Origin of the sequence: Pararhizobium sp. DWP3-4 (genome assembly GCF_049898205.1) — a bacterium.
In the GTDB taxonomy this organism is placed as follows: Bacteria; Pseudomonadota; Alphaproteobacteria; order Rhizobiales; family Rhizobiaceae; genus Pararhizobium.
The window spans coordinates 375,527-396,846 of record NZ_JAFCXF010000003.1 but is presented as its reverse complement, the minus strand read 5'-3'; the positions used below and the strand labels follow the sequence as shown (position 1 = coordinate 396,846).

The 21,320-nt window shown below is 60.6% G+C and carries 21 protein-coding genes; 14 read left to right on the top strand and 7 right to left on the bottom strand.

What is annotated here, in order from left to right; translation table 11 throughout:
* Positions 1-126 precede the first annotated feature (126 nt).
* The 7 genes from ACP7E6_RS11265 (at position 127) to ACP7E6_RS11235 (ending at position 6,926) form a co-directional block, all read left to right on the top strand.
* Entirely contained in the window at positions 127-1,149 is a 1,023-nt protein-coding gene (locus tag ACP7E6_RS11265; protein WP_426229856.1) for a Gfo/Idh/MocA family protein, read from the top strand.
* 16 nt (positions 1,150-1,165) lie between these two features.
* Positions 1,166-2,068 (top strand): sugar phosphate isomerase/epimerase family protein, encoded by a 903-nt coding sequence (locus ACP7E6_RS11260; RefSeq protein ID WP_426229855.1) that lies wholly within the window; start codon positions 1,166-1,168, stop codon positions 2,066-2,068.
* Positions 2,069-2,175: 107 nt separating this feature from the next.
* Positions 2,176-3,408, top strand: a complete 1,233-nt coding sequence (locus ACP7E6_RS11255) for an ABC transporter substrate-binding protein (RefSeq protein ID WP_426229854.1) — start codon at positions 2,176-2,178, stop codon at positions 3,406-3,408.
* A 238-nt stretch (positions 3,409-3,646) separates the two neighbouring features.
* On the top strand, positions 3,647-4,549 hold the full coding sequence (locus ACP7E6_RS11250; protein ID WP_426229853.1) for a carbohydrate ABC transporter permease: 903 nt from the start codon (positions 3,647-3,649) through the stop codon (positions 4,547-4,549).
* Positions 4,546-5,373, top strand: coding sequence for a carbohydrate ABC transporter permease (locus ACP7E6_RS11245; RefSeq protein WP_426229852.1), 828 nt, complete (start codon positions 4,546-4,548; stop codon positions 5,371-5,373). The genes ACP7E6_RS11250 and ACP7E6_RS11245 overlap by 4 nt, the downstream gene beginning before the upstream one ends.
* On the top strand, positions 5,370-6,437 hold the full coding sequence (locus tag ACP7E6_RS11240; RefSeq protein WP_426229851.1) for an ABC transporter ATP-binding protein: 1,068 nt from the start codon (positions 5,370-5,372) through the stop codon (positions 6,435-6,437). The genes ACP7E6_RS11245 and ACP7E6_RS11240 overlap by 4 nt, the downstream gene beginning before the upstream one ends.
* Before the next feature lie 93 nt (positions 6,438-6,530).
* Positions 6,531-6,926 carry a winged helix-turn-helix domain-containing protein gene (locus ACP7E6_RS11235; protein ID WP_426229850.1) on the top strand — a complete coding sequence of 132 codons (396 nt, stop codon included), beginning with the start codon at positions 6,531-6,533 and terminating at the stop codon, positions 6,924-6,926.
* Here ACP7E6_RS11235 and modC read toward each other — a convergent pair.
* From modC to modA, 3 genes are all read right to left on the bottom strand, one after another.
* Entirely contained in the window at positions 6,901-7,968 is a 1,068-nt protein-coding gene (gene modC, locus ACP7E6_RS11230) for a molybdenum ABC transporter ATP-binding protein (protein WP_426229849.1), read from the bottom strand. The genes ACP7E6_RS11235 and modC overlap by 26 nt on opposite strands.
* Positions 7,965-8,666 carry a molybdate ABC transporter permease subunit gene (gene modB / locus ACP7E6_RS11225; RefSeq protein ID WP_426229848.1) on the bottom strand — a complete coding sequence of 234 codons (702 nt, stop codon included), beginning with the start codon at positions 8,664-8,666 and terminating at the stop codon, positions 7,965-7,967. Before modB ends, modC begins: the two co-directional genes overlap by 4 nt.
* A gap of 87 nt (positions 8,667-8,753) precedes the next feature.
* Positions 8,754-9,548, bottom strand: coding sequence for a molybdate ABC transporter substrate-binding protein (gene modA, locus ACP7E6_RS11220; protein ID WP_426229847.1), 795 nt, complete (start codon positions 9,546-9,548; stop codon positions 8,754-8,756).
* A gap of 188 nt (positions 9,549-9,736) precedes the next feature.
* On the opposite strand from modA, the gene ung reads away from it, so the two are divergent.
* On the top strand, positions 9,737-10,438 hold the full coding sequence (gene ung, locus ACP7E6_RS11215) for a uracil-DNA glycosylase (RefSeq protein ID WP_426229946.1): 702 nt from the start codon (positions 9,737-9,739) through the stop codon (positions 10,436-10,438).
* Here ung and ACP7E6_RS11210 read toward each other — a convergent pair.
* The 3 genes from ACP7E6_RS11210 to ACP7E6_RS11200 form a co-directional block, all read right to left on the bottom strand.
* Positions 10,435-11,343, bottom strand: a complete 909-nt coding sequence (locus tag ACP7E6_RS11210; protein ID WP_426229945.1) for a DMT family transporter — start codon at positions 11,341-11,343, stop codon at positions 10,435-10,437. The two genes, ung and ACP7E6_RS11210, sit on opposite strands and share 4 nt — an antisense overlap.
* Positions 11,344-11,469: 126 nt before the next feature.
* Positions 11,470-12,768 (bottom strand): HlyD family type I secretion periplasmic adaptor subunit, encoded by a 1,299-nt coding sequence (locus tag ACP7E6_RS11205; RefSeq protein ID WP_426229944.1) that lies wholly within the window; start codon positions 12,766-12,768, stop codon positions 11,470-11,472.
* A 17-nt stretch (positions 12,769-12,785) separates the two neighbouring features.
* A complete protein-coding gene (locus tag ACP7E6_RS11200) occupies positions 12,786-14,555 on the bottom strand; it encodes a type I secretion system permease/ATPase (RefSeq protein ID WP_426229846.1) in 1,770 nt (589 codons plus the stop codon).
* Positions 14,556-14,908: 353 nt separating this feature from the next.
* Between ACP7E6_RS11200 and cobF the strand changes: the two genes are divergently transcribed.
* The 5 genes from cobF (at position 14,909) to ACP7E6_RS11175 (ending at position 19,327) form a co-directional block, all read left to right on the top strand.
* The gene (gene cobF / locus ACP7E6_RS11195; protein WP_426229845.1) at positions 14,909-15,679 is read left to right on the top strand and encodes a precorrin-6A synthase (deacetylating); all 771 of its coding nucleotides are present in this window, start codon (positions 14,909-14,911) and stop codon (positions 15,677-15,679) included.
* A gap of 144 nt (positions 15,680-15,823) precedes the next feature.
* Positions 15,824-17,197 (top strand): precorrin-3B synthase, encoded by a 1,374-nt coding sequence (gene cobG / locus ACP7E6_RS11190; RefSeq protein ID WP_426229844.1) that lies wholly within the window; start codon positions 15,824-15,826, stop codon positions 17,195-17,197.
* A 2-nt stretch (positions 17,198-17,199) separates the two neighbouring features.
* Positions 17,200-17,832 carry a precorrin-8X methylmutase gene (locus ACP7E6_RS11185; protein ID WP_426229843.1) on the top strand — a complete coding sequence of 211 codons (633 nt, stop codon included), beginning with the start codon at positions 17,200-17,202 and terminating at the stop codon, positions 17,830-17,832.
* On the top strand, positions 17,829-18,566 hold the full coding sequence (locus ACP7E6_RS11180; RefSeq protein WP_426229842.1) for a precorrin-2 C(20)-methyltransferase: 738 nt from the start codon (positions 17,829-17,831) through the stop codon (positions 18,564-18,566). Before ACP7E6_RS11185 ends, ACP7E6_RS11180 begins: the two co-directional genes overlap by 4 nt.
* Positions 18,563-19,327: a precorrin-3B C(17)-methyltransferase gene (locus tag ACP7E6_RS11175; RefSeq protein WP_426229841.1), complete on the top strand. Its 765-nt coding sequence runs from the start codon at positions 18,563-18,565 to the stop codon at positions 19,325-19,327. The genes ACP7E6_RS11180 and ACP7E6_RS11175 overlap by 4 nt, the downstream gene beginning before the upstream one ends.
* Here the strand turns inward: ACP7E6_RS11175 and ACP7E6_RS11170 are convergent.
* Entirely contained in the window at positions 19,291-20,061 is a 771-nt protein-coding gene (locus tag ACP7E6_RS11170) for a cobalt-precorrin-6A reductase (protein WP_426229840.1), read from the bottom strand. The genes ACP7E6_RS11175 and ACP7E6_RS11170 overlap by 37 nt on opposite strands.
* On the opposite strand from ACP7E6_RS11170, the gene cbiE reads away from it, so the two are divergent.
* Positions 20,060-21,301 (top strand): precorrin-6y C5,15-methyltransferase (decarboxylating) subunit CbiE, encoded by a 1,242-nt coding sequence (gene cbiE, locus ACP7E6_RS11165; RefSeq protein WP_426229839.1) that lies wholly within the window; start codon positions 20,060-20,062, stop codon positions 21,299-21,301. The two genes, ACP7E6_RS11170 and cbiE, sit on opposite strands and share 2 nt — an antisense overlap.
* Positions 21,302-21,320: the final 19 nt, after the last annotated feature.

Genomic DNA, 21,320 nt, shown 5'->3' with positions numbered 1-21,320 from the left:
ACGCGTGATTCCGGTGACCCGATGTCCATCTATTGACACGTTTCAAAAATCGTTCATAGTTCCGTAAACGTTTACGGTGGCCGAAAAGGAGCGAAAACCGTAGACTTGGAGGAGGAGAATTCCAATTTGCGTGCAGTTCTGTGCGGGTGCGGAGCCATGGCCAAAGGCTGGCTCAAAGCGATCGATGAAACCCCTGAAATTCGCTCGGCGGTTGATGTCGTGGGCTTGGTCGACGTCAATCCGGCGGCGGCAAAAGCGCTGGCCGCTGAATTCGGTCTCACGGATGCCGTCATCGGTTGCGACCTTGCCGACGTCCTGTCAAAGACCTCTGCCGATATCGTTTTCGATGTCGTCATCCCGTCCGCCCGTGGCGATGTGGTGGGAACGGCGCTCGCCCATGGCTGCCACGTGCTCAGCGAAAAGCCGATGGCGGCGTCGATCGAGGCGGGCCGTTCGCTGATCGCTCAGGCCGAGGCCGCCGGGAAAATCCATGCCATCGTCCAGAACCGCCGGTTCATTTCGGGCATTCGCCGTATTCGCCGGCTGGTCGAAAGCGGTGCGCTGGGCGAATTGACGGCCATTCATTGCGATTTCTTCATCGGCGCGCATTTCGGCGGGTTCCGCGAGGAGATGGACAGTGTGCTGCTGCTCGACATGGCGATCCACACGTTCGACGCTGCCCGCTTCGTGGCGGACAAAGTGCCGGTGGCAGTCTACTGCCACGAAAGCAACCCGCGCGGCTCCTGGTATGCGCATGGCGCCGCCGCCAATGCGATCTTTGAATTTTCCGACGACGTGACCTTTACCTATCGCGGTTCCTGGTGCGCGGAAGGGGCCAATACCAGCTGGGAAAGCCAGTGGCGGATCATCGGCACCAAGGGCACCTTGCTCTGGGATGGTGCGGACGATTTTAAGACCGGCGTAGTTGCGGGCTCCGAAGGCTTCTTCCGTCCGATCGTGGCCATCGACGTGCCGCAGCCGGCTGATGAGGCGCAGACCCATGGTCATGCCAGCGTCATCGCAGATTTTTTGAGCGCCATCCGGACCGGCGCCAAGCCGGAGACGGTCAGCAACGACAATATCAACAGCCTTGCCATGGTGTTTGCAGCGATTGAAAGCGCCCGCACCAGGCAGCGCGTGACCTTATGAAGAACAGGACAGTTTGATGAGCAATCCGGCAAAAGCCATCCGCATCGGCACCATGATCAGTGCATCCGCAGGCAAGGCGGCCGAGCGTATCGGCAAGGTGGCAGACATGGGCTTCGAAAGCTTCGAACCCTTCTTCTGGCAGACAACCAATGGCCAGGACTTCGCCGAACTCGGTAAGCGCTGTGTCGAGGCGATCGGCGGCCGCGACATCACCATTTCGACGCTCGGCATGTTCGGTAATCCGCTGGAAACGACCGATATCGACCGCGATACGCTGCAGGGCTGGAAGGACTGCATCGACAACGCCCATCATTTTGGCGCCACCTGCGTTGCAGGTTTTACCGGTCGTATCCGCAACAAGCCGCTGACCGATAGTTTGCCGCGCTACAAGGAGGTCTGGAGCGAGCTTGCCAAGCGCGCCGCCGACAAGGGCGTGAAGATCGCATTCGAGAATTGCGCCATGGACGGCAACTGGGCAACCGGCGACTGGAACATCGCCCATAATCCGGATGCCTGGGAACTGATCTTCAACGAAACGCCGGACGACAATATCGGGCTCGAATGGGAGCCTTGCCACCAGATGGTCTATCTCATCGACCCGCTGCCGCAGATCCGCAAATGGGCAAGCAAGATCTTCCACGTGCACGGCAAGGACGCGACCATCCGCTGGGATGTCATCCGCGAGCATGGCATTTTCGGCAAGGAAAAGTTCGTGTTCATGCGCACGCCGGGCTTTGGCGACACCAACTGGACGGACGTGATTTCCGAGCTGCGGCTTGCCGGCTGGTCTGGCTCGATCGATATCGAGGGCTGGCATGATCCGGTCTATCGCGATGCGCTCGAGATGACCGGCCAGGTTCATGGCCTCAATTATCTGAAGACTTGCCGGGGCGGCGATTTCGTCGTCGATCCCGCCTGATCGGCCAAGCCTGCCTGGTGAATCAGGCGGCCTGACAGACTGAAATGGACTGAAGAAGGCCGGCATGGAGGATGACGGCCGACAGGATAACCACAAGGAGGAAAATTATGGGTATCCGCAAATATGCAGTCATTGGTGCGCTGGCGCTGGCAGGCGTCTCGATGTTGGGTCTTTCCGCCAAGGCGGAAGATGTGAAGCTGACTGTCTGGTCGCTTGACCGCGACATTCAGCCGGCGCCGCATCTGGTGGCCGATTTCAACAAGCTCAACAACGGCATCCAGATCGAGTACCGCCAGATCCAGTTCGACGACGTGGTGAGCGAGGCGATGCGCGCCTATTCGACCGGTCAGGCGCCGGATATCATCGCCATCGACAATCCCGAGCACGCGCTGTTTTCATCGCGCGGCGCTTTCCTCGATCTGACTGATATGATCTCGAAATCGACGGTGATCAAGCCGGAGAACTACTTCCCCGGGCCGCTGAAATCGGTCGAGTGGGATGGCAAATATTACGGCGTGCCGAAGGCGACGAACACGATCGCGCTCTACTACAACAAGGATATGTTCAAGGCGAAGGGTCTCGACCCGAACAAGCCGCCGCAGACTTGGGATGAGCTTGTCGAGGATGCGCGCAAGCTGACTGATCCGGCGGCCAACATCTATGGCCTGGCCTTCTCCGCCAAGGCGAGCGAGGAAGGCACCTTCCAGTTCCTGCCCTGGGCGCAGATGGGTGGCGGCAGCTACGAAAACATCAATTCCGAAGGTGCGGTGAAGGCGCTTACGGTCTGGAAAACGATCATGGATGAGAAGCTTGCCTCGCCGGATACGCTGACCCGGGGCCAGTGGGATTCGACCGGCACCTTCAATTCCGGCAATGCCGCCATGGCAATCTCCGGTCCGTGGGAACTCGACCGCATGACGCAGGAGGCAAAATTCGACTGGGGCGTGACGCTGCTGCCGGTGCCGCAGGACGGTGCCGAACGCTCCTCGGCGATGGGCGATTTCAACTGGGCGATCTTTGCCTCGACCAAACATCCGGAGGAAGCGTTCAAGGCGCTCGAATTCTTCGCCTCGCAGGATGACAAGATGTTCAAGAACTACGGCCAGCTTCCGGCCCGTTCCGACATCTCCATCCCGGAAACCGGTCAGGCGCTCAAGGATGCCGGCCTCAAGGTGTTCCTCGAACAACTGAAATACGCCAAGCCGCGCGGTCCGCATCCCGAATGGCCAAAGATCTCCAAGGCGATCCAGGATGCCATCCAGGCCGCGCTAACCGGCCAGTCGAGCCCGAAGGACGCGCTTGATCAGGCGGCCGAAAAGATCAAGGCTGTGCTGGGCTGAGCTTGCGGCTTCTCTCTTCTCCCCTGCGGGGAGAAGGTGGCCCGAAGGGCCGGATGAGGGGGCACAATCTCCATGCTTGCGGATAGACCCCTCATCGCCTCGCATGCGCTCGGCACTTCTCCCCGCTGGGGAGAAGAGGCTTCACGGATGGCCCTGCGCCATCATCATTTCCTCCCGGAAGGGGTTGTCTTGCGCGCCAATGCGTCAGGCAACCCCGTTCGGAGCATCGGAGGCCCCCATGAAGAGGCTGCTTTCCAGCATCCGGGATGGCAACGGTTTCGACATCGTGCTCGTCGCCTTTCCACTCGGTTTTCTATTCCTGATGGCGGGTCTGCCGCTGCTCTACAATATCCTGATGAGCTTTCAGGAAGTCGACATGTTCAGCCTCGGCACGTTGCTGCGGCCCTTCGTCGGTTTCAAGAATTATCGGGACCTGTTTGCCCAGCCGGAGACATGGCCGATCCTTGGCAATACGGCGATCTTCGTGATCGGTTCGATTGCCGGCCAGTTCCTGATCGGCTTCGGGCTGGCGCTGTTCTTCTGGGTGAATTTTCCGGGTGCTTCGTGGCTGCGCGGCCTGTTCCTGGTATCCTGGGTAATGCCCGGCCTCGTCGTCGGCGCCATCTGGAACTGGATCCTGTCGGGCGATTTCGGGGTGCTGAACTTCATGCTGAGGGAAACCGGCATCATCTCAGGCAATATCTTCTGGCGCTCCGATCCGAACTATTCGCTCTATGCCGTCATCATGGCCAATATCTGGCTGGGCACGGCCTTTAACATGATCCTGCTGTCGGTCGGCTTGGCGAGCATCCCTGGCGATCTCTATGAGGCCGCCGAACTCGACGGCGCCAATGCCTGGCAGCGGTTCTGGACGATCACCCTGCCAATGATGCGCTCGACCATCGGCGCCATTATCTCGCTGGGGTTGATCTTCACGCTGCAGCAATTCGACCTTTTCGCGGCGATTACCTCCGGCGGACCCAACAATTCGTCCAACGTCACGCAATACTGGGCGTGGGACCTGTCCTTCCGGCAGTATGACTTCGCCAAGGGAGCGACGATCTCCGTCATCATGATCGTCTTCGTGATGTTCGCCTCGGTCGTCTATGTCCGCTCCACACGTCATGAGGTGCGCGGATGAACGACACCAACCGCAACCGCCTGATGCTGGTCATCGCCCTCGTGATGGCGGCGATCTATCTGTTTCCGCTCTACTGGATGTTCATTACCGCCTTGAAAAGCGGTTCGGAGATGTTTGCGACGCCGCCGAGCTTCTGGCCCTCGGAACCGCAATGGAGCACCTATGCCTTTGTCTGGGAAAGCCGTGACATGGGCCGTTATCTGTGGAATTCGCTGATCATTGCCTTCGGCTCGGTCGCGCTGATCACCGTGCTCGGGGTCGGCTGCGCCTATGTGCTGGCGCGCTACCGCAATGTCTGGGTGGATATCGGGCTGTTCCTGATCCTGATGCTGCAGGTTCTGCCGGCATCGCTGATGATCACGCCGATCTTCGTCGGCTTTTCGCAGCTCGGTATGCTCAACTATCCGCGCTTGGCCGTGATCATTGCCATTGCCGCCAAAAGCATGCCGTTCTTCGTCGTGCTGGTGCGCGCCACCTTCATGGCCGTACCGCAGGAACTGGAGGAGGCGGCATTGGTCGATGGCAATTCGCGGGTCGGCGCCTTCTTCAATATCGTGCTGCCGCTTGCCCGCAACGGCATCCTCGTCAGCGCCATCCTCATCTTCATGCAGGCCTTCGGCGAGTTCGTCTATTCGAAGTCGATCATCCAAGCGGTGGAATTGCAGCCCGCCAGCGTTGGGCTCAATTCGTTTATGGGGCCGAACACCAACGAATGGAACAATATCATGGCCTATGCCACGATCTACGTGACCCCCATCCTCGCCATCTTCGTGCTTTTGCAGCGGCGCATCGTCTCCGGCCTTACTTCGGGAGCCATCAAATGACCAAGCAGATCGAGCTCTCGGGCGTCAACAAATATTACGGCGCCTTCCATGCCCTGAAAAACATAGAGCTCAGCATCGAGAAGGGCAGCTTCGTCGCACTTGTAGGCCCATCCGGCTGCGGTAAGTCCACCCTGCTGCGCTCTTTGGCCGGGCTTGAAAGCATCTCGACGGGCGATCTGAAGATTGCCGGCGAGCTGATGAACAACGTGCCGCCGCGCAAGCGCGATATTGCCATGGTGTTCCAGTCCTACGCGCTTTATCCGCATATGACGGTGGAGCAGAACTTGACCTACAGCCTGCGCATTCGCGGTGTGCCGAAGGCGCAAGCCAAGAAGGCGGCTGAAGAGGTTGCGGCGACCACCGGGCTTTCGCAGCTTCTCGGCCGCTATCCGCGCGAACTGTCCGGAGGCCAGCGCCAGCGTGTCGCGATGAGCCGGGCGATCATTCGTGATCCGAAGGCGTTCCTGTTCGACGAGCCGTTGTCCAACCTCGATGCGGCGCTGCGCGTCCATATGCGCAAGGAAATCCGCACGCTGCACGACCGGCTGGGCGCGACGTCCGTCTATGTGACGCATGACCAGATCGAGGCGATGACCATGGCTGACCATGTCGTGGTCATGAAGGATGGTGTCATCGAGCAGCAGGGCGCGCCGCTCGAACTGTACGACCGGCCGGCCAACAGGTTCGTCGCCGGCTTCATCGGTTCACCGGCAATGAATTTCGTGCCTGCGGTGGTTGGCGAGGATGGCCGTTCGCTGGCGGTCGATGTCGGTGAAAAGCAGACCATCGTTCTTGACCGCCAGCTGCAGCCCGGCCGCAAGGTGACGGCGGGGTTGAGACCCGAACACCTGCATTTCGTCGAGCCGGGGCAGGGCGTCTTCCGTCTGCCCGTCGGTATCGTCGAGAGCACCGGCTCGGCGACCTATATCACCACCTCCACGGCTGCGGAGGTGACGATCGTCGAGACGTCGCGCAGGCAGGTTCGCACGGGAGATGTCATCGATGTATCGATCCGTCCGGCCGATGTGCACGTGTTCGATGATCAGACCGGACTGCGGGTTTGAAGGCGACAGCCACTCTGGAGTGAGGGCGGCGCTATACATCGGCAGGCGGGCGCGATAATCTTTTATCGATCCAGCCAGGGCACGTAGAACCGCATGACACAGACAGATCACAGCAGTCTCCACCCCGTTTTGCGGGTCGATTTCCCCCATGCCGAACGGCTCGGCCGAGGCAAGATCGAGTTGCTTGAGCATATCCGCGAAACCGGATCGATCTCGGCTGCGGGCCGTGCCATGGATATGTCCTATAGGCGGGCCTGGCTTTTGGTGAGCGCGCTCAACAGCATGTTCCAACAGGAGGCGGTGGAATCGCAGCGCGGCGGAAAACAGGGCGGCGGTGCAATCCTGACGCCCTTCGGCGAAGAATTGATCCGTCAGTTCCGCGCGATGGAGGCGAAGGCTCAGGCGGCGCTGGCATCGGAACTGGCCTGGCTGCAAGACAATCTCAGCGCCAGCGCGCCGTCGATCAAAGGTCCAGAGCCACACTCTTGATGATGGCATGAACCGGTTTGCCCAGATGCAGTCCGAGCACGTCGCGCGAGAGGGTCGTCACCCGCGAAACGATCGTCACGTCAGCGCAATCCAGCCGGATATCCACCATGCCTAGCGCCGGTTCGCCGATCTCGATGATCGTTGCGGATAAAATATTGAGCGCGCTCAATCCATCCGGCCGGCTGGTTGCCAGCATGACGTCGCGGGCGGCGATCTGCAGCCGGACGCGCTTGCCGATGGGGGCATTGAGATGCGGCACGCGGATTTCGGCCTTTCCGGCCCGGATGACGGTGATCTGATGCGTTGTGTCCGTCGTCTCGACGATGCCGTCGATAACCACGCCGGCCTCGCGGCGGCTGATGGTCGAAGAGGGCTGGCTGAGGATGGTTGCCGCGTCGCCTGACGCGCTGACCCGGCCGTTTTCCAGAATGATGACCTTTGTCGCCAACCGGGCGACTTCCGCGATCGAGTGGCTGACATAGATGATCGGAATATCCGCCTCATCGCGCAGCCGCTCCAGATAGGGCAGGATTTCCGCCTTGCGTTCCTCGTCGAGGGCGGCCATGGGCTCGTCCATCAGAAGCAGGCGCGGATTGGACAGCAACGCCCGGCCGATGGCGATGCGCTGCTTCTCGCCGCCCGAGAGGTTGGCCGGTGCGCGGTCCAGCAGTGCGCCGACGCCGAGCATATCGACGATCCGGTTGAAGTCCGCTCCGCCGTACCTGCGGCGGGCAAACCATCGGCCGTAGCCGAGATTGCGGCGCACGCTCAGATGCGGAAAGAGGCGGGCTTCCTGAAAGACATAACCGAAGCGGCGTTTGTGCGCGGGCACGAAAACCCGCTTGTCCCCGTCGAAAAGCACGTCGCCGTTGAAGATCAGAGACCCGCTCCCGGGCCGCATCAGCCCTGCGATGATGTTGATCAGCGATGTCTTTCCGGATCCCGAGCGGCCGAAGAGGGCCGTCACGCCCTTGCTCGCAGAGAAGGCCGCTTCGACGGAAAAGGCGCCGAGCCGATGGCGTATATCGACCTTAAGGCTCATGCGGGATCCATTTTCTTCGCTGCGAGGTTTGCCAGGATTTCCGACACCATCAGCGCGGCCATGGAAATGACGATGGAAATCAGCGTCAGGCGAAACGCACCGGCGTCGCCGCCGGGGACCTGGGTAAAGGTATAGATCGCCGAAGACAGTGTCTGGGTTTCACCAGGAATATTGGAAACGAAGGTGATCGTCGCGCCGAATTCACCCATCGCCTTGGCAAAAGCCAGAACCATGCCGGCGATTATACCTGGCATTACCAGCGGCAGCGTGACGGTGAGGAAGACCCAGAATGGTCCTGCCCCCAGCGTCGAGGCCGCCAGTTCCAGCCGGCGGTCCACGGCTTCGATCGACAGGCGAATGCTGCGCACCATCAGGGGGAAGGCCATGACCGCACAGGCGAGAGCTGCACCCGTCCAGCGGAAGGAAAAGACGATGCCGGTATATTCGGCGAGAAACGCGCCGATCGGGCCACGTTTGCCGAACAGGATCAGAAGCAGAAAGCCGGTCACGACCGGTGGCAGGATCAGAGGCAGGTGGACCAGGCCATTGAGGATGGATTTGCCCCAGAAGCGTCCGCGCGCCAGAAGCATGGCGATAGCAATGGCGAAGGGCAGGCTGACGATCATGGCCACAAAAGATACGCGCAGGCTGAGGCGGATCGCCGTCCATTCCGCGTCGCTTAAAGTCAACCAGTCCAAATTGCGTGCTCCGTCCCTGACGGTCAAACGATATGCGCTCCATCCATTCGCGGATAGAGCGCATCGCCGTCTTATTTCTGGGTCAACTTACTTCAGAACCGTAAAGCCTTGGACTTCGAACAGCGCGGCAGCCTTGGCAGACTTGACGAAATCGACATAAGCGGCTGCCTCCGGGTTCTTGCTGTCGGCGGTGATGGCGATCGGGTAGACGATCGGCGGATGGCTGTCTTGCGGGAAGGTGCCGGCAATCGTCACGCCTTTATCGGCGGCGGCATCCGTCTGGTAGACGATGCCGTAGGGCGCTTCGCCTTTGGACACGAGCAAAAGGGCTGCCCGGACGTTTTCAGCACCGGCGACATTCTTTTCGACGGACGACCAGATGCCGAGCTTTGCAAGCGCTGCCTTGCCGTATTTGCCGGCGGGAACGGAATCGACAGCACCCATGGCGAGCTTTTCGTCACCCAGCAGTGCCTTCAGATCAAGCCCCTGCTTGATATAGACCGGGGCTGCATCCTTCTTGCCGGTGACCAGCACGATGCGGTTGCCGAGCAGGTTGGCGCGAGTGTCGTCCTTGATCAGCTTCTTTTCAGCGACGTAGTCCATCCAGGCAAGGTCGGCGGAGATGAAAACGTCGGCCGGTGCGCCGGACTCGATCTGCTTGGCAAGGGCCGAGCTTGCCGCATAGGAAACCGTGGTTTCCTTGCCGGACTCCTTCTGCCATTCGGCATTGACGGCATCGAGTGCGTTCTTCAGGCTTGCCGCAGCAAAGATAGTGACCTTTTCGGCTGCGAGCGCCGGCTGGGGGAGCGACGCGCCACCGATCCAGAGCGCTACGGCTGCAGTTCCGAGACATTTCAGCAGGGTTCGACGTTCGGTGCGCATGCGGTTCCCCATTGGTTTCGAGGTATCCATTTAGATATAACGGTGCGATTCAATTTGCTAGCGTTATGTTTGTCAAAATATATTGAAACTCATTCGCTTCAAGCCGAGATCTGCTGCTTGCCATCGCCGCGGCTGAAGTTAAATTCTGCGGCGCAGGATTGACCGGAATGAACAGGGTAGGGACCGCGATGGAATCGAGTGTCAGAATCGACGAGAGCTGGAAAGCAGCTCTCGCCACGGAATTCTCCAGCCCCTATATGGCCGCGCTGAAAAAATTTCTGGTAGAGGAACGAAACGAGGGAAAGCAGATTTTCCCGAAGGGACCTGAGTATTTTCGCGCGTTGGATCTCACACCGTTCGACACGGTGCGCGTCGTCATACTCGGGCAGGACCCTTATCATGGCGAGGGGCAGGCGCATGGACTGTCGTTCAGCGTCAAACCCGGCGTGCGTTCACCGCCATCGCTGGTGAACATCTACAAGGAGCTGCAAAGCGATCTCGGTATCCCGCCAGCCCGTCACGGTTTCCTGGAAAGCTGGGCGCGGCAGGGCGTCTTGCTGCTCAACAGCGTGCTGACGGTAGAGCGGGCGATGGCGGCATCGCATCAGGGCAAGGGCTGGGAAAAATTTACCGATGCGATCATCCGCGCTGTCAACGATCAGGAGCATCCGGTGGTCTTCATCCTCTGGGGAGCCTATGCGCAGAAGAAGGCGGCTTTCGTCGATCAGTCGCGCCATCTGGTGATCCGCTCGCCGCATCCGTCACCGCTGTCGGCCCATAACGGTTTTTTCGGTACCAAGCCCTTTTCCAAGGCCAATGATTTTCTGCTCTCGAAAGGCCGCGAACCGATCGACTGGGCGCTGCCCGCCAATCCGGAGATACCGGCTTAGGTCAGCGTCTGGGAGGACGGCGGTTCGGGTTTCCTGGCATTGCGCCGGGCAACGACGCTTTCGCGCCAGACGGTGAAAATGCCGGCGCAGACGACGATTGCCGAGCCAAGGATCATGTTGAGGTTCAGCGTCTCGCCAAAGATCGAGACGCCGATGATCGAGGCGAAGACCAGCTGGAGATAGGTCAGCGGTTGAACCTCTGACGCGTCCAGAAGCTCATAGGCCTTGATCAGGAAGAAATGGCTGGTCGTTCCGGTGATGCACAGAAGCAGCATCCAGCCCCAGTCCTGCGGCGCAAGCGTCGTCCAGTAGAATGGGCCGACCAGGGTGATCGCCACCGCGCCTGCTACACCGGTATAGAAGAAACTGGTCATGGCGCTGTCGTCACGGGTGACCAGCCGCGTCGCGATGACGTAGATCGCAAAGATCAGTGCCGAGGAGATCGGGATCAGGAAATTGATGTCGAAGCTGCTGTCGTCAGGTTTCAAGATGAGCAAGACGCCAAGCAATCCGATGATGATCGCCGTCCAGCGCCGCCAGCCGACGCGCTCGCCGAGCAGCGGCATGGACAGCAGCGCGACAAAAAGCGGGCCGGAGGAAAAGATCGCCTGCGAATGGGCAAGACCGACCCTTGAGAACGAGATGATGACGATGACGATCTGTGCGACCAGCAGGATACCGCGCAGGATCTGCAGGATCGGACGTTTCGTCCTTGCGGTGACGGATAATCCGCCGCGCGAACGGGCCGCCAGCGCAATCGCGAACGCGGCAAACGCCCAATAGCGGATCATGGTGATGAAGACCGGGGGGTAGAGACCGCCCAGATGTTTGGAAATCGCGTCCTGTATCGAGAAGATGACAAGGGCAAGCAGGACGAAGATATAGCCGGTACGCTTCGAGGTCATGACAACGGTCATACACCGGCTCTGCCGCAAGCCGCCACGCGATTTTCGCGACGCAGCCCTGTTTGTTTGAACAGGCGTTTTCGGGCAACACGGCGGTGATGGGCACCGCCGTGTTGCTTGTCTGGATCAATCCTCGCGGAACGTATGCTGTATCTGTTCGGTCAGTGGTTTCGCGAGGTAGGAGATCACGGTGCGATCGGCGATCTTGATGAACACTTCAGCCGGCATGCCGGGATAAAGCGTCAAGCCCTTCAGGCCGGTCAGGCTTTCCGGCTTCGGCCTGATACGGAGCGGATAGTAGGTCATGCCGGTACGCTGGTCGGTCACGAGGTCGGGCGCAATGGTTACCACCTCCGCTTCGACAATCGGTGTTGTGCGCTGGTTAAAGGCGCTGAAACGGACTTCAACCGACTGGCCGAGGCGAATCTGATCGATATCATGGGTGGCAATCTTGGCCTCGACCGTCAGGCCGTCGGCGCCGGGCACAACCAGCATCAGGACTTCGCCGGGATTGATCACACCATTTACGGTATGCACGGCCAACTGATAGATCCGGCCATCGAGCGGCGCGCGAATGTCGATACGTTTCAGCTGGTCCATGGCGGCGACGCGGCGGTCCTCGTACTCGGCGATCTTGCCCTCGACATCCGTCAGCTCCTTGGCAATTTCAGTGCGGCGGTCTTCATCGAGCTGCAGGATCTGCAGGTCGATTTCACTGGATTTCCCGGCAGCCTGTGCACGGGCCGCGAGACGCGCGCCGCGGTCGCCTTCCAGCTGGGCACGGTCGCGCTTCAGCTCGGTCAGGCGCTGCATGGAAACGAGGCCCTTGCCATAGAGCTTGTCGAGACCCGACAGTTCTTCGCCGATCAGTTTCAGCGCATCTTCGATCGCCGTCAGCTGAACGGTTAGGCCCTTGGTTTCATCGACAAGCTGGCTCTTGCGCGATGCGAGCTGACTTTTCATGCCGACGAGAGCATTCTTGCGGCTGATGAACAGCTTGCGTTCGCTCTGTTCCAGAACCTCGCCGGGCGTGCTGGTGCCGGATATCAACTGGCTTAGGTCTTCGGGGATGGCGAAGTCGTTTGACCCCAGCTGCTCTGCCAGCAGGCGGGCGCGGCGCGCATAAAGTTGTGCCAGCGTGTTCTGCACGATCGACAGGTTGGCGCGCACCGTCGTGCCGTCGAGCTTGAGCAGGATCTGGCCAGCCTTGACGGTATCGCCCTCTTTGACCAACACTTCCTCGACGATGCCGCCTGTCAGGTGCTGAATCTTCTTGACGTTGTTCTCGACCACGACCGTGCCGCTCGCGACGATCGCGCTCGACAGCTCGGTGGTCATCGCCCAGCCGCCGATACCGACGACGAGTGCGATGCCGAGGATTGTTACGGCGGTGATATGCCGGCCCAGCGACCGGTGCGAGCTCATTGGTTTTGCTGCCTGGGTCACGACGCGGACTCCTGTCCTTCACCCACGACTTTCAGCGATCCGTGGCTTGCAATTTTTGGCTGACGGTTGTCCTTGCGCAGGATCTGCGCGAGCACTTCATCCTTCGGTCCAAAGGCCTGCATCCGTCCCTCGTTCATCATCAGCACCATATTGGCGGCGGCGAGCGCACTCGGCCGATGGGCAATGACGACGACGATGCCGCCGCGTGCCCGCACGCTCATGATCGCTTCGCTGAGTGCCTGCTCGCCCTCGGCATCCAGATTGGAGTTTGGTTCGTCGAGGACGACGAGGAAGGGCTCCCCATACAAAGCACGAGCGAGAGCGACACGCTGGCGCTGCCCGGCGGAAAGCGCTGCACCACCTTCGCCAATCTCTGTCTCGTAGCCGTTGGGCAGCTTGAGAATGAGGTCGTGTACGCGGGCGGCCCTGGCGGCGGAAACAATGGCATCCGGCGACGGGTTTTGACCCAGGCGGGCAATGTTCTGTGCGACGGTCCCGGCGAAAAGTTCAACGTCCTGCGGCAGGTAGCCGATAGACCGGCCGAGCCTGTCGCTGTCCCATTGATCCAGCGCTGCACCGTCGAGGCGGACAGAGCCGCGAAACGACGGCCAGATGCCGATCAGGGCGCGCGCAAGCGAGGATTTGCCGGAGGCGCTGGCTCCGATAACGCCAACCGCACTGCCGGCGTTTACCGTGAAGTTTACTTCCGCGAAGGTCAGACGCTGCGCGCCGGGAGGGCCACCTGCGAGGTTTTCGGCGCTCAGTTTTTCCTTCGGTATCGGCAACTCCAGCGGCGATTCGCGTTCCGGCAGGGCGTTGAGCAATTCCTTCAGTCGCTGCCAGCTCTGCCGGCAGGAAACGTAGCCGCGCCAGTTGCCGATCGCCAGTTCCACCGGTGCAAGCGCCCGAGCGGTCAGGATCGAACCGGCGATGATGATGCCCGGCGACGCCATGCCCTCAATGACAAGAACCGCGCCTGTTGCGAGAACGGCGGATTGCAGTGCCATCCGGAACACTTTGGATAAGGCTCCGTATCCGTTGCCGACATCGGACGTTTCCCGGTTTTGTTCGCGGAAGGTGTTGTTGCGCTGTTCCCAAAGCTGCGACATCCGGCCCATCATGCCCATGGCCTGCATGACTTCGGCATTGCGCTGTGAGGCCTGAGCGAAGGCATTGCGCTGGTTGCCCGCTTCCGACGCCTTTTTCGATGGGCCTTTTGTGCCGCGGTTGGTCAGGAACGTTAGGCCGATGAGAATGATCGACCCGATGACCGCGACGATGCCGATCATCGGGTGGAAGAGAAAGCAGATGCCGATGTAGAATGGCAGCCAAGGCAAATCGAAGAATGCTGCGGGGCCGGTGCCAGAGAGAAAGGAACGAACCTGATCGAAATCGCGCAGAGCTTGCAGGCCATCGCCCTGGGTGCGCAGTTTCAAGGGGGCCTGAACCACGGCACGATAGATCCGCGCGCTCATGGCTTCGTCCAACGCACCGGCAACACGCACGAGCATCCGGCCGCGCACCATTTCGAACGCGCCCTGAAAAGCATAGAGCAACAACGCAAGCAGGCAGAGCGCGATCAAGGTCGGGATGCTTCGGCTCGGCAGAACCCGGTCATAGACTTCCAGCATGAAGAAGGAGCCGGTCAGATAGAGGATATTGACAAGCGCACTGGCGATAAAGATGCCGATGAAGCCTGCCTTGCAGTTCCACAAAGCTGCGGCAGGATCGGATGCGCTGACTTTGTTCTTCAATGGATTGGTCACTGTTGAGGTCCTCGCGAGACGTTCGCCGTCTCAAATGGTGTGCACTATGTGCCACAATTTCTCTAGGGCCGCATTACCAGGCATTCTGCCGCCCGGGGAACATGCGAACTGCCATGGCGTATAGCATCGCCGGTTGCTGCATTTGCGCGTCTATGTAAATGATTTATCGCTAATGTAAACGGATTTATCGGTTTTATAGCGGAACTATTGGGCTCTTGCCATAGTGGTTGTATTATCGTGGTAAAGTATTTTTCGTGTTTTACCAGATGCTTAGACTTGATGGGCGCCACCACTGTCTTGCGCTGCTTTCCTCAATCCGCCAAACACACCGATATGTTGAAAAAGGCTTCGAAATGAGAAATGTCCTGATCGTGGGGATCGGCGCCGGAAACCCTGAACACATGACGGTGCAGGCGATCAATGCACTCAATAAGGCCGGCGTTCTGTTCATCCCCACCAAGGGGGATGCGAAGGTTCAGCTTGCCGATATCCGCCGTGATATTGTGTCCCGTTATGTCAGCAATCCGAACAGCCGGGTGGTGGAGTTCGCAGTTCCCGTGCGCCAGGTGGCGGATCGGTCCTATCAGCGCAGCGTCGATGACTGGCATGCCGCGATCGCTAGCGCCTACGAGCGCCTGCTGATCGAAGAACTCGACGAAAGTCAGACCGGTGCCTTTCTCGTCTGGGGCGATCCGATGCTGTATGACAGCACGATCCGGATCATAGAACGAGTTCGCGCCTTGGCGACGGTTGCGTTCGACTATTCGGTCATTCCCGGCATTACCAGCATTCAGGCATTGGCCGCCAGTCACAGGATTCCGCTCAATCTCGTCGGCAAGTCGGTGGAGATCACCACCGGGCGGCTTCTGTCGCAGAGCTTTCCGCAGAAAAGCGAAACGGCCGTCGTCATGCTCGACGGCGAGCAAGCCTTCATGAAGATTGATGATCCCGAGGCGCAGATCTATTGGGGCGCCTATCTCGGCACGGAACAGGAGATCATTATTTCTGGCCGTCTTGCCGACGTGAAGGACGAAATTCTCCAAACCAGAACAGCGGTGCGGGCGCAGCATGGCTGGATCATGGATATCTACCTTTTGCAAAAGGGCGTGGATTTCGAAGAGTAGCGGGCAAAGTGGTGCTTCCTTTTGCCGTGCGCCATGGCATGGCGGCCGGGTTTGCTGTGTTGTAGAGTGATGCAGTGACGGGCCAACGGTGGCCCGATCCTTGGATTGCACTTTTGGAAACCTGGAGATGGCGAGCCGCCTGTCATGACGTTTTGTGCCGCACCATCCGACAGATCAATGGAAGTCACGCCGCTCGCGCCGATGCGCCGCGGTGCGTGTCCCTCCCTGTCAACGCCGATGATGACGGGCGACGGCCTGTTGGCACGATTGCGGCCCGAAAAACCTGGGTTTGCGCTTCGCGATCTGATGGCGATAGCGGATGCGGCGGCTTTGTGTGGAAACGGGATTCTGGAAATCACCGCGCGGGGCAACCTGCAAATCCGTGGATTGACGGTGCAGACCGTCTCGCTCTTGTCCCAAAAAATCGCAGAGGCTGGCATCGAGATCGCGCAGGGGCTGGCCATTGAAACGCCCCCTCTGGCCGGGCTGGACCCAGCCGAAATTGCCGACGCCGTTTCCGTTGCCGAACGGTTGCGCGTAGCTGTAGCTGCGCATCAGCCACCATTGATCCTGGCGCCGAAGCTGTCTGTGGTGGTGGATGGCGGCGGGCTGCTGAATCTGGGTGCGGTGACCGCCGATATCAGGCTGCGCGCAGTCCAGACCGACGGCCAAGTGCGCTGGCTGCTGGCTCTTGCCGGTACTGAGGCGACGGCAAGGCGGATTGCGGTGCTGGAAGAAGCGGCTGTCGTCCCGGCAGTGATGGATATTCTCAAAAACCTTGCAGCGATCGGCAGGGATGCCCGAGCACGCGATATCGTCGGCGCTGTATCAACCCGCTGGGCCGCCGCAACTGATCTTGATCCGATCCCGTCCATGGTGCCCGCACCGAACGCCGCTGGTATTCACCATCTTGGCGAAGGCCGCTCTGTTCTCGGCATCGGCCTGCCATTTGGACAAATCTACGCCCAAGGTCTTGGCGCATTGCTTGAGGCACTGGACATATTGGGGGCTACGGAAATCCGCCTGGCCCCCGGTCACGCGCTGATGGTGCTGGGCATTACAGCTGACCGGATCGGTGCGGCGCAGGCTTTGGCGCTCGGCCATGGCTTGCGGGCATTTCCGCGTGATCCGCGCAATCACATCGCCGCCTGCGCCGGTGTCGGCGCCTGCCGCTCGGCGCGGATAGATACGCGAGCCGTGGCGCACATGGTTATAGACAAAGCACCGGTGCTGCTCGACGGATCGCTGACGGTGCATGTGTCCGGCTGTGCCAAGGGCTGTGCCAAACCGTCCGCTTCGGCTCTGACGATCACCGCTGCGCCAACAGGCTACGGCCTTGTCGTAAATGGCCCTGCATCGGCGGCGCCAACCGCTTATATCGAAGAAAACAACATAAGAACCGCGCTTGAACACCTCGACAAGCTGGTGTCTGAGCGGAAACAGGGTGGCGAATCGGCCCGGTCCTGCCTTACACGGCTCGGAGCGGACGGGATAAGAGCCGCGGTTCAACAGGGATAGAGATGCCTGATTACGATTATATCCGGGATGGCGATGCCATCTACGAGCGCTCGTTTGCCATTATTCGCAGCGAAACCGATCTCTCCCGCTTTTCTGAGGAAGAGGCCGATCTGGCCGTTCGCATGGTGCATGCCTGCGGATTGGTCGATGCGGCGCAATATTTCGAGTTTTCTCCCGGCTTCGTTCCGGCTGCCCGCCAGGCCCTGAAGAACGGCGCGCCGATCTTTTGCGATGCCTTCATGGTTTCTCACGGCATTACCCGCGCACGGTTGCCGGCCGACAATGACGTGATCTGCACCTTGCGTGAGCCGCAGACAGCGGACATCGCCCGTGAGATCGGCAATACCCGTTCTGCCGCTGCGTTGAAGCTGTGGGTCGAGCGCCTGGCCGGTTCGGTTGTTGCCATCGGCAATGCGCCGACGGCACTGTTCTTCCTGCTGGAACTGCTGCGCGACGGCGCGCCAAAGCCCGCAGCAATCATCGGCATGCCGGTCGGCTTTGTCGGCGCGGCGGAATCGAAGGATGCGCTGGCCGACAATTCCTATGGCGTGCCCTATGCCATCGTGCGCGGCCGTCTTGGTGGTAGCGCGATGACGGCAGCGGCGGTCAATTCGCTGGCGAGGCCGGGACTTTGAGCGGCGCTTCGATTGGCAGGCTGATCGGTGTCGGCACTGGCCCCGGCGATCCTGAGCTTCTGACCCTCAAGGCCATCAAGGCGTTGGCTGCGGCCGACGTTCTTGCCTATTTCGCCAAGGAAGGGCGGCGCGGCAACGGACGCGCGGTCGTCGATGGTCTGCTGAAACCGGGCCTGCTTGAGCTACCGCTCTATTATCCCGTGACCGTCGAGATCGACAAGGATCATGACGACTACAAGAGCCAGATCACCGGGTTCTACGATGCGTCGGCAGCGGCCGTTGCCGAACATCTGAACGCCGGCAAGACCGTCGCCATCCTCAGCGAAGGCGACCCGATGTTCTACGGCTCCTACATGCATCTGCATGTACGTCTGGCCGGACGTTACCCGGTCGAGGTCATTCCGGGGATCACCGCCATGTCCGGATGCTGGTCGCTGGCTGGCCTGCCGATCGTGCAGGGCGACGATGTGCTTTCCGTGCTGCCGGGCACGATGGGCGAGGACCAGCTGATCCGCCGCCTCGGCGATACCGAGGCAGCCGTGATCATGAAGGTCGGCCGCAATTTGCCGAAGATCCGGCGTGCGTTGATTGCTGCAGGCAAGCTTGGCCAGGCCGTCTATGTCGAGCGCGGCACGATGGCGAATTCCGCGATGATACCGCTGGCCGAAAAAGCCGACGATGTCGCACCTTATTTTTCGCTGGTTCTGGTTCCCGGCTGGAGCGGCAGGCCATGAGCGGCACGCTTTATGTGATCGGCACAGGTCCGGGCGGTCCACAGCAGATGACGCCCGAGGCCCTCGACGCGGTCTCAAAGTCGACCGACTTCCTTGGCTACGGCCCCTATCTCGACCGGCTGTCGTTGCGCCCGGATCAAAACCGTATTGCGTCGGACAATCGCGAGGAACTCGACCGGGCGCATGCCGCAATCCTTCGCGCCGTCTCGGGCACCAATGTCTGCGTCGTCTCCGGCGGCGATCCCGGCGTCTTTGCCATGGCCGCCGCCGTCTGCGAGGCAATCGACAACGGGCCGGACGAATGGCGCGCGATCGATCTAGTCATCGTGCCGGGGGTTACCGCCATGCTGGCGGTTGCCGCTCGCATCGGCGCTCCGCTCGGCCATGATTTCTGTGCCATCTCGCTGTCGGATAATCTGAAGCCGTGGGACGTGATCACGCGGCGTTTGAAGCTGGTGGCGGAAGCAGGTCTGGTGATCGCGCTCTACAATCCGATCAGCAAGGCGCGGCCCTGGCAGCTCGGCGAAGCGTTCGATATCCTGCGTACCGTTCTGCCGGCGGAAACGCCGGTGATCTTCGGCCGCGCGGCTGGCCGTCCGGATGAACGCATGCTGGTCATGCCGCTTGGGCAGGCCGATGCCCAGAAGGCCGATATGGCGACCTGCGTGATTATCGGCTCGCCGGAAACGCGGATTATCCCGCGTCCGGGCAAACCTGATCTGGTTTATACGCCGCGTTTCATCTCCGGGGAGAAAAGGTGATCGACCAGGCCGAGCGCGTCTTTGACAGTCTCAACCGTGCGGACATCGTCCGGTTGCTGGCGCTCGACCATGATTACCGCGATACCGAGAGCGCGTGCAGCCGCGATCTTCCCATGGGTGGCCGTGCCGCCGCTATTCTTGGCGACGATGACCTCGATCCGGTTCTCGATCAGAAGTTCCCGTTCGGCCGCCTCCTCGAAGGGGCCGGTCGCCAGAATGTAATGCGCTTGGGGAATGTCGAGCCGCGGTGTGACGGGATCGACGCTGCGGATCAGATAACTGTGCTGCGGAGCGCTTTCGACGTGGAAGGCCTCCTGTCTGCCGATGGCGAGGAAGACTCGTTTCGGCACGGTGCCGAGAGCATCGATCGCCTCTGGGACGGAGCGAACACTCGTCCAGCGATCGCCCGGTTCCTGTTTCCAGATGGCGCGGCGCAAGGCAAAAAACGGAATTCCGGTGCTGCCCGCAGCGATGGCGGCGTTGTGCGAGATGCGTGCCGCAAAGGGGTGGGTGGCATCAATCAAAAGATCGAAATTTTCAGCCTTCAAAAAATCGGCAAGCCCGGCGCTACCACCGAAGCCGCCGCTTCGGACCGGAACCGGCTGGGCCATGGGCTCTGCCGTGCGTCCGGCCAACGAAAGCAGGCTGTCGCAATCGTTGCGCTCAGCCAGCGCGGTTGCCAGCTGCCGCGCTTCGGTCGTGCCGCCAAGGATCAGGATGCGGTGTTTGCCCATGGGTGACGATCAGACCTCTTCTAACGGCAACATTCTGGCCTGGCTGACGATCATCGGCCTTGGTGAAGACGGTTTACCCGGTCTCGGCGATGAGGCCAAGCGCCGCATCGCCAGTGCCTCGGTGGTTTTTGGTGGTGCGCGCCATCTGGAGCTTGCAGCGCCACTGGTTGCCGGTGAGCAACACAGCTGGTTGAGCCCGTTCGAACGCTCCGTTGAGGCCGTGGTTGCGCTGCGCGGAACGCCTGTTGTGGTGCTTGCCTCCGGCGATCCGTTCTTCTTCGGCGTCGGGGTGACGCTTTCGCGGCAGATCGCTCGTTCGGAAATGCGCGTTCTTCCCGCTCCGTCCTCGTTCAGCCTTGCCGCCTCCCGCCTCGGTTGGGCGCTGCAGGATACTGCGATCGTTTCCCTGCATGGACGTCCACTTGATCTGACCCGGCCGCATCTGCAGCCGGGATCGCGCATTCTGGCGCTGACATCCGATGAGCAAGGCCCGGGTCAGCTTGCACAGTTGCTTGTCGAGAACGGCTTCGGGCGGTCCCGGCTGACGGTGCTTGAGGCGCTGGGTGGCGCTCAGGAACGTGTGACGTCGCAACTCGCTGCGCAGTTTTCGCTGACGGAGATCAATCCGCTCAATATCTGCGCCGTCGAGGTCGTGGCTGAAACGGGTGCCCGTATTCTGCCGCTGGCACCGGGCCTTGATGACGGGTTGTTCGAGCATGATGGCCAGATCACCAAGCGCGAAGTCCGCGCGTTGACGCTGTCTGCGCTTGCACCCCGGCGCGGTGAACTGCTTTGGGATATCGGTGCAGGCTCCGGTTCGATCGGGATTGAATGGATGCTCTCCGACCCCGCCATGCGCGCTGTTGCTGTCGAAGGCTCGGATGAGCGCGCCGAGCGCATCAGGCGAAACGCGGCGAAATTCGGCGTGCCGGGTTTGACTGTTGTTCATGGCACAGCGCCCGAGGCCCTTGCCGGGTTGCCGTCTCCGGACGCGATCTTTATCGGTGGCGGGGGTAGCGAAGAGGGCGTGATGGCAGCGGCGATCGCCGCCTTGAAACCTGGTGGCCGGTTGGTTGCCAATGCCGTCACAACGCAGATGGAGGCGGTGCTTCTTACGCATCAATCACGGCTTGGCGGTTCGCTGATCCGCATCGATATCGCTCGCGCGTCTCCGGTTGGCGCCATGACCGGCTGGCGTCCGGCGATGCCGGTGACGCAATGGTCATGGGTCAAGCCATGATGCCGGAATTTCAAAAGGA

Bases quoted from the DNA above. Each gene is read 5' to 3' on its own strand.
- ACP7E6_RS11235 (WP_426229850.1), top strand. From the start codon at position 6,531: ATGACACAGACAGATCACAGCAGTCTCCACCCCGTTTTGCGGGTCGAT.
- ACP7E6_RS11250 (WP_426229853.1), top strand. From the start codon at position 3,647: ATGAAGAGGCTGCTTTCCAGCATCCGGGATGGCAACGGTTTCGACATC.
- ACP7E6_RS11260 (WP_426229855.1), top strand. From the start codon at position 1,166: ATGAGCAATCCGGCAAAAGCCATCCGCATCGGCACCATGATCAGTGCA.
- ACP7E6_RS11170 (WP_426229840.1), bottom strand. From the start codon at position 20,061: ATGGGCAAACACCGCATCCTGATCCTTGGCGGCACGACCGAAGCGCGG.
- ACP7E6_RS11175 (WP_426229841.1), top strand. From the start codon at position 18,563: ATGAGCGGCACGCTTTATGTGATCGGCACAGGTCCGGGCGGTCCACAG.
- ACP7E6_RS11210 (WP_426229945.1), bottom strand. From the start codon at position 11,343: ATGACCTCGAAGCGTACCGGCTATATCTTCGTCCTGCTTGCCCTTGTC.
- modA (WP_426229847.1), bottom strand. From the start codon at position 9,548: ATGCGCACCGAACGTCGAACCCTGCTGAAATGTCTCGGAACTGCAGCC.
- ACP7E6_RS11255 (WP_426229854.1), top strand. From the start codon at position 2,176: ATGGGTATCCGCAAATATGCAGTCATTGGTGCGCTGGCGCTGGCAGGC.
- ung (WP_426229946.1), top strand. From the start codon at position 9,737: ATGGAATCGAGTGTCAGAATCGACGAGAGCTGGAAAGCAGCTCTCGCC.
- ACP7E6_RS11240 (WP_426229851.1), top strand. From the start codon at position 5,370: ATGACCAAGCAGATCGAGCTCTCGGGCGTCAACAAATATTACGGCGCC.
- ACP7E6_RS11185 (WP_426229843.1), top strand. From the start codon at position 17,200: ATGCCTGATTACGATTATATCCGGGATGGCGATGCCATCTACGAGCGC.
- cobG (WP_426229844.1), top strand. From the start codon at position 15,824: ATGACGTTTTGTGCCGCACCATCCGACAGATCAATGGAAGTCACGCCG.
- ACP7E6_RS11205 (WP_426229944.1), bottom strand. From the start codon at position 12,768: ATGAGCTCGCACCGGTCGCTGGGCCGGCATATCACCGCCGTAACAATC.
- cbiE (WP_426229839.1), top strand. From the start codon at position 20,060: ATGGGTGACGATCAGACCTCTTCTAACGGCAACATTCTGGCCTGGCTG.
- modC (WP_426229849.1), bottom strand. From the start codon at position 7,968: ATGAGCCTTAAGGTCGATATACGCCATCGGCTCGGCGCCTTTTCCGTC.
- cobF (WP_426229845.1), top strand. From the start codon at position 14,909: ATGAGAAATGTCCTGATCGTGGGGATCGGCGCCGGAAACCCTGAACAC.
- ACP7E6_RS11245 (WP_426229852.1), top strand. From the start codon at position 4,546: ATGAACGACACCAACCGCAACCGCCTGATGCTGGTCATCGCCCTCGTG.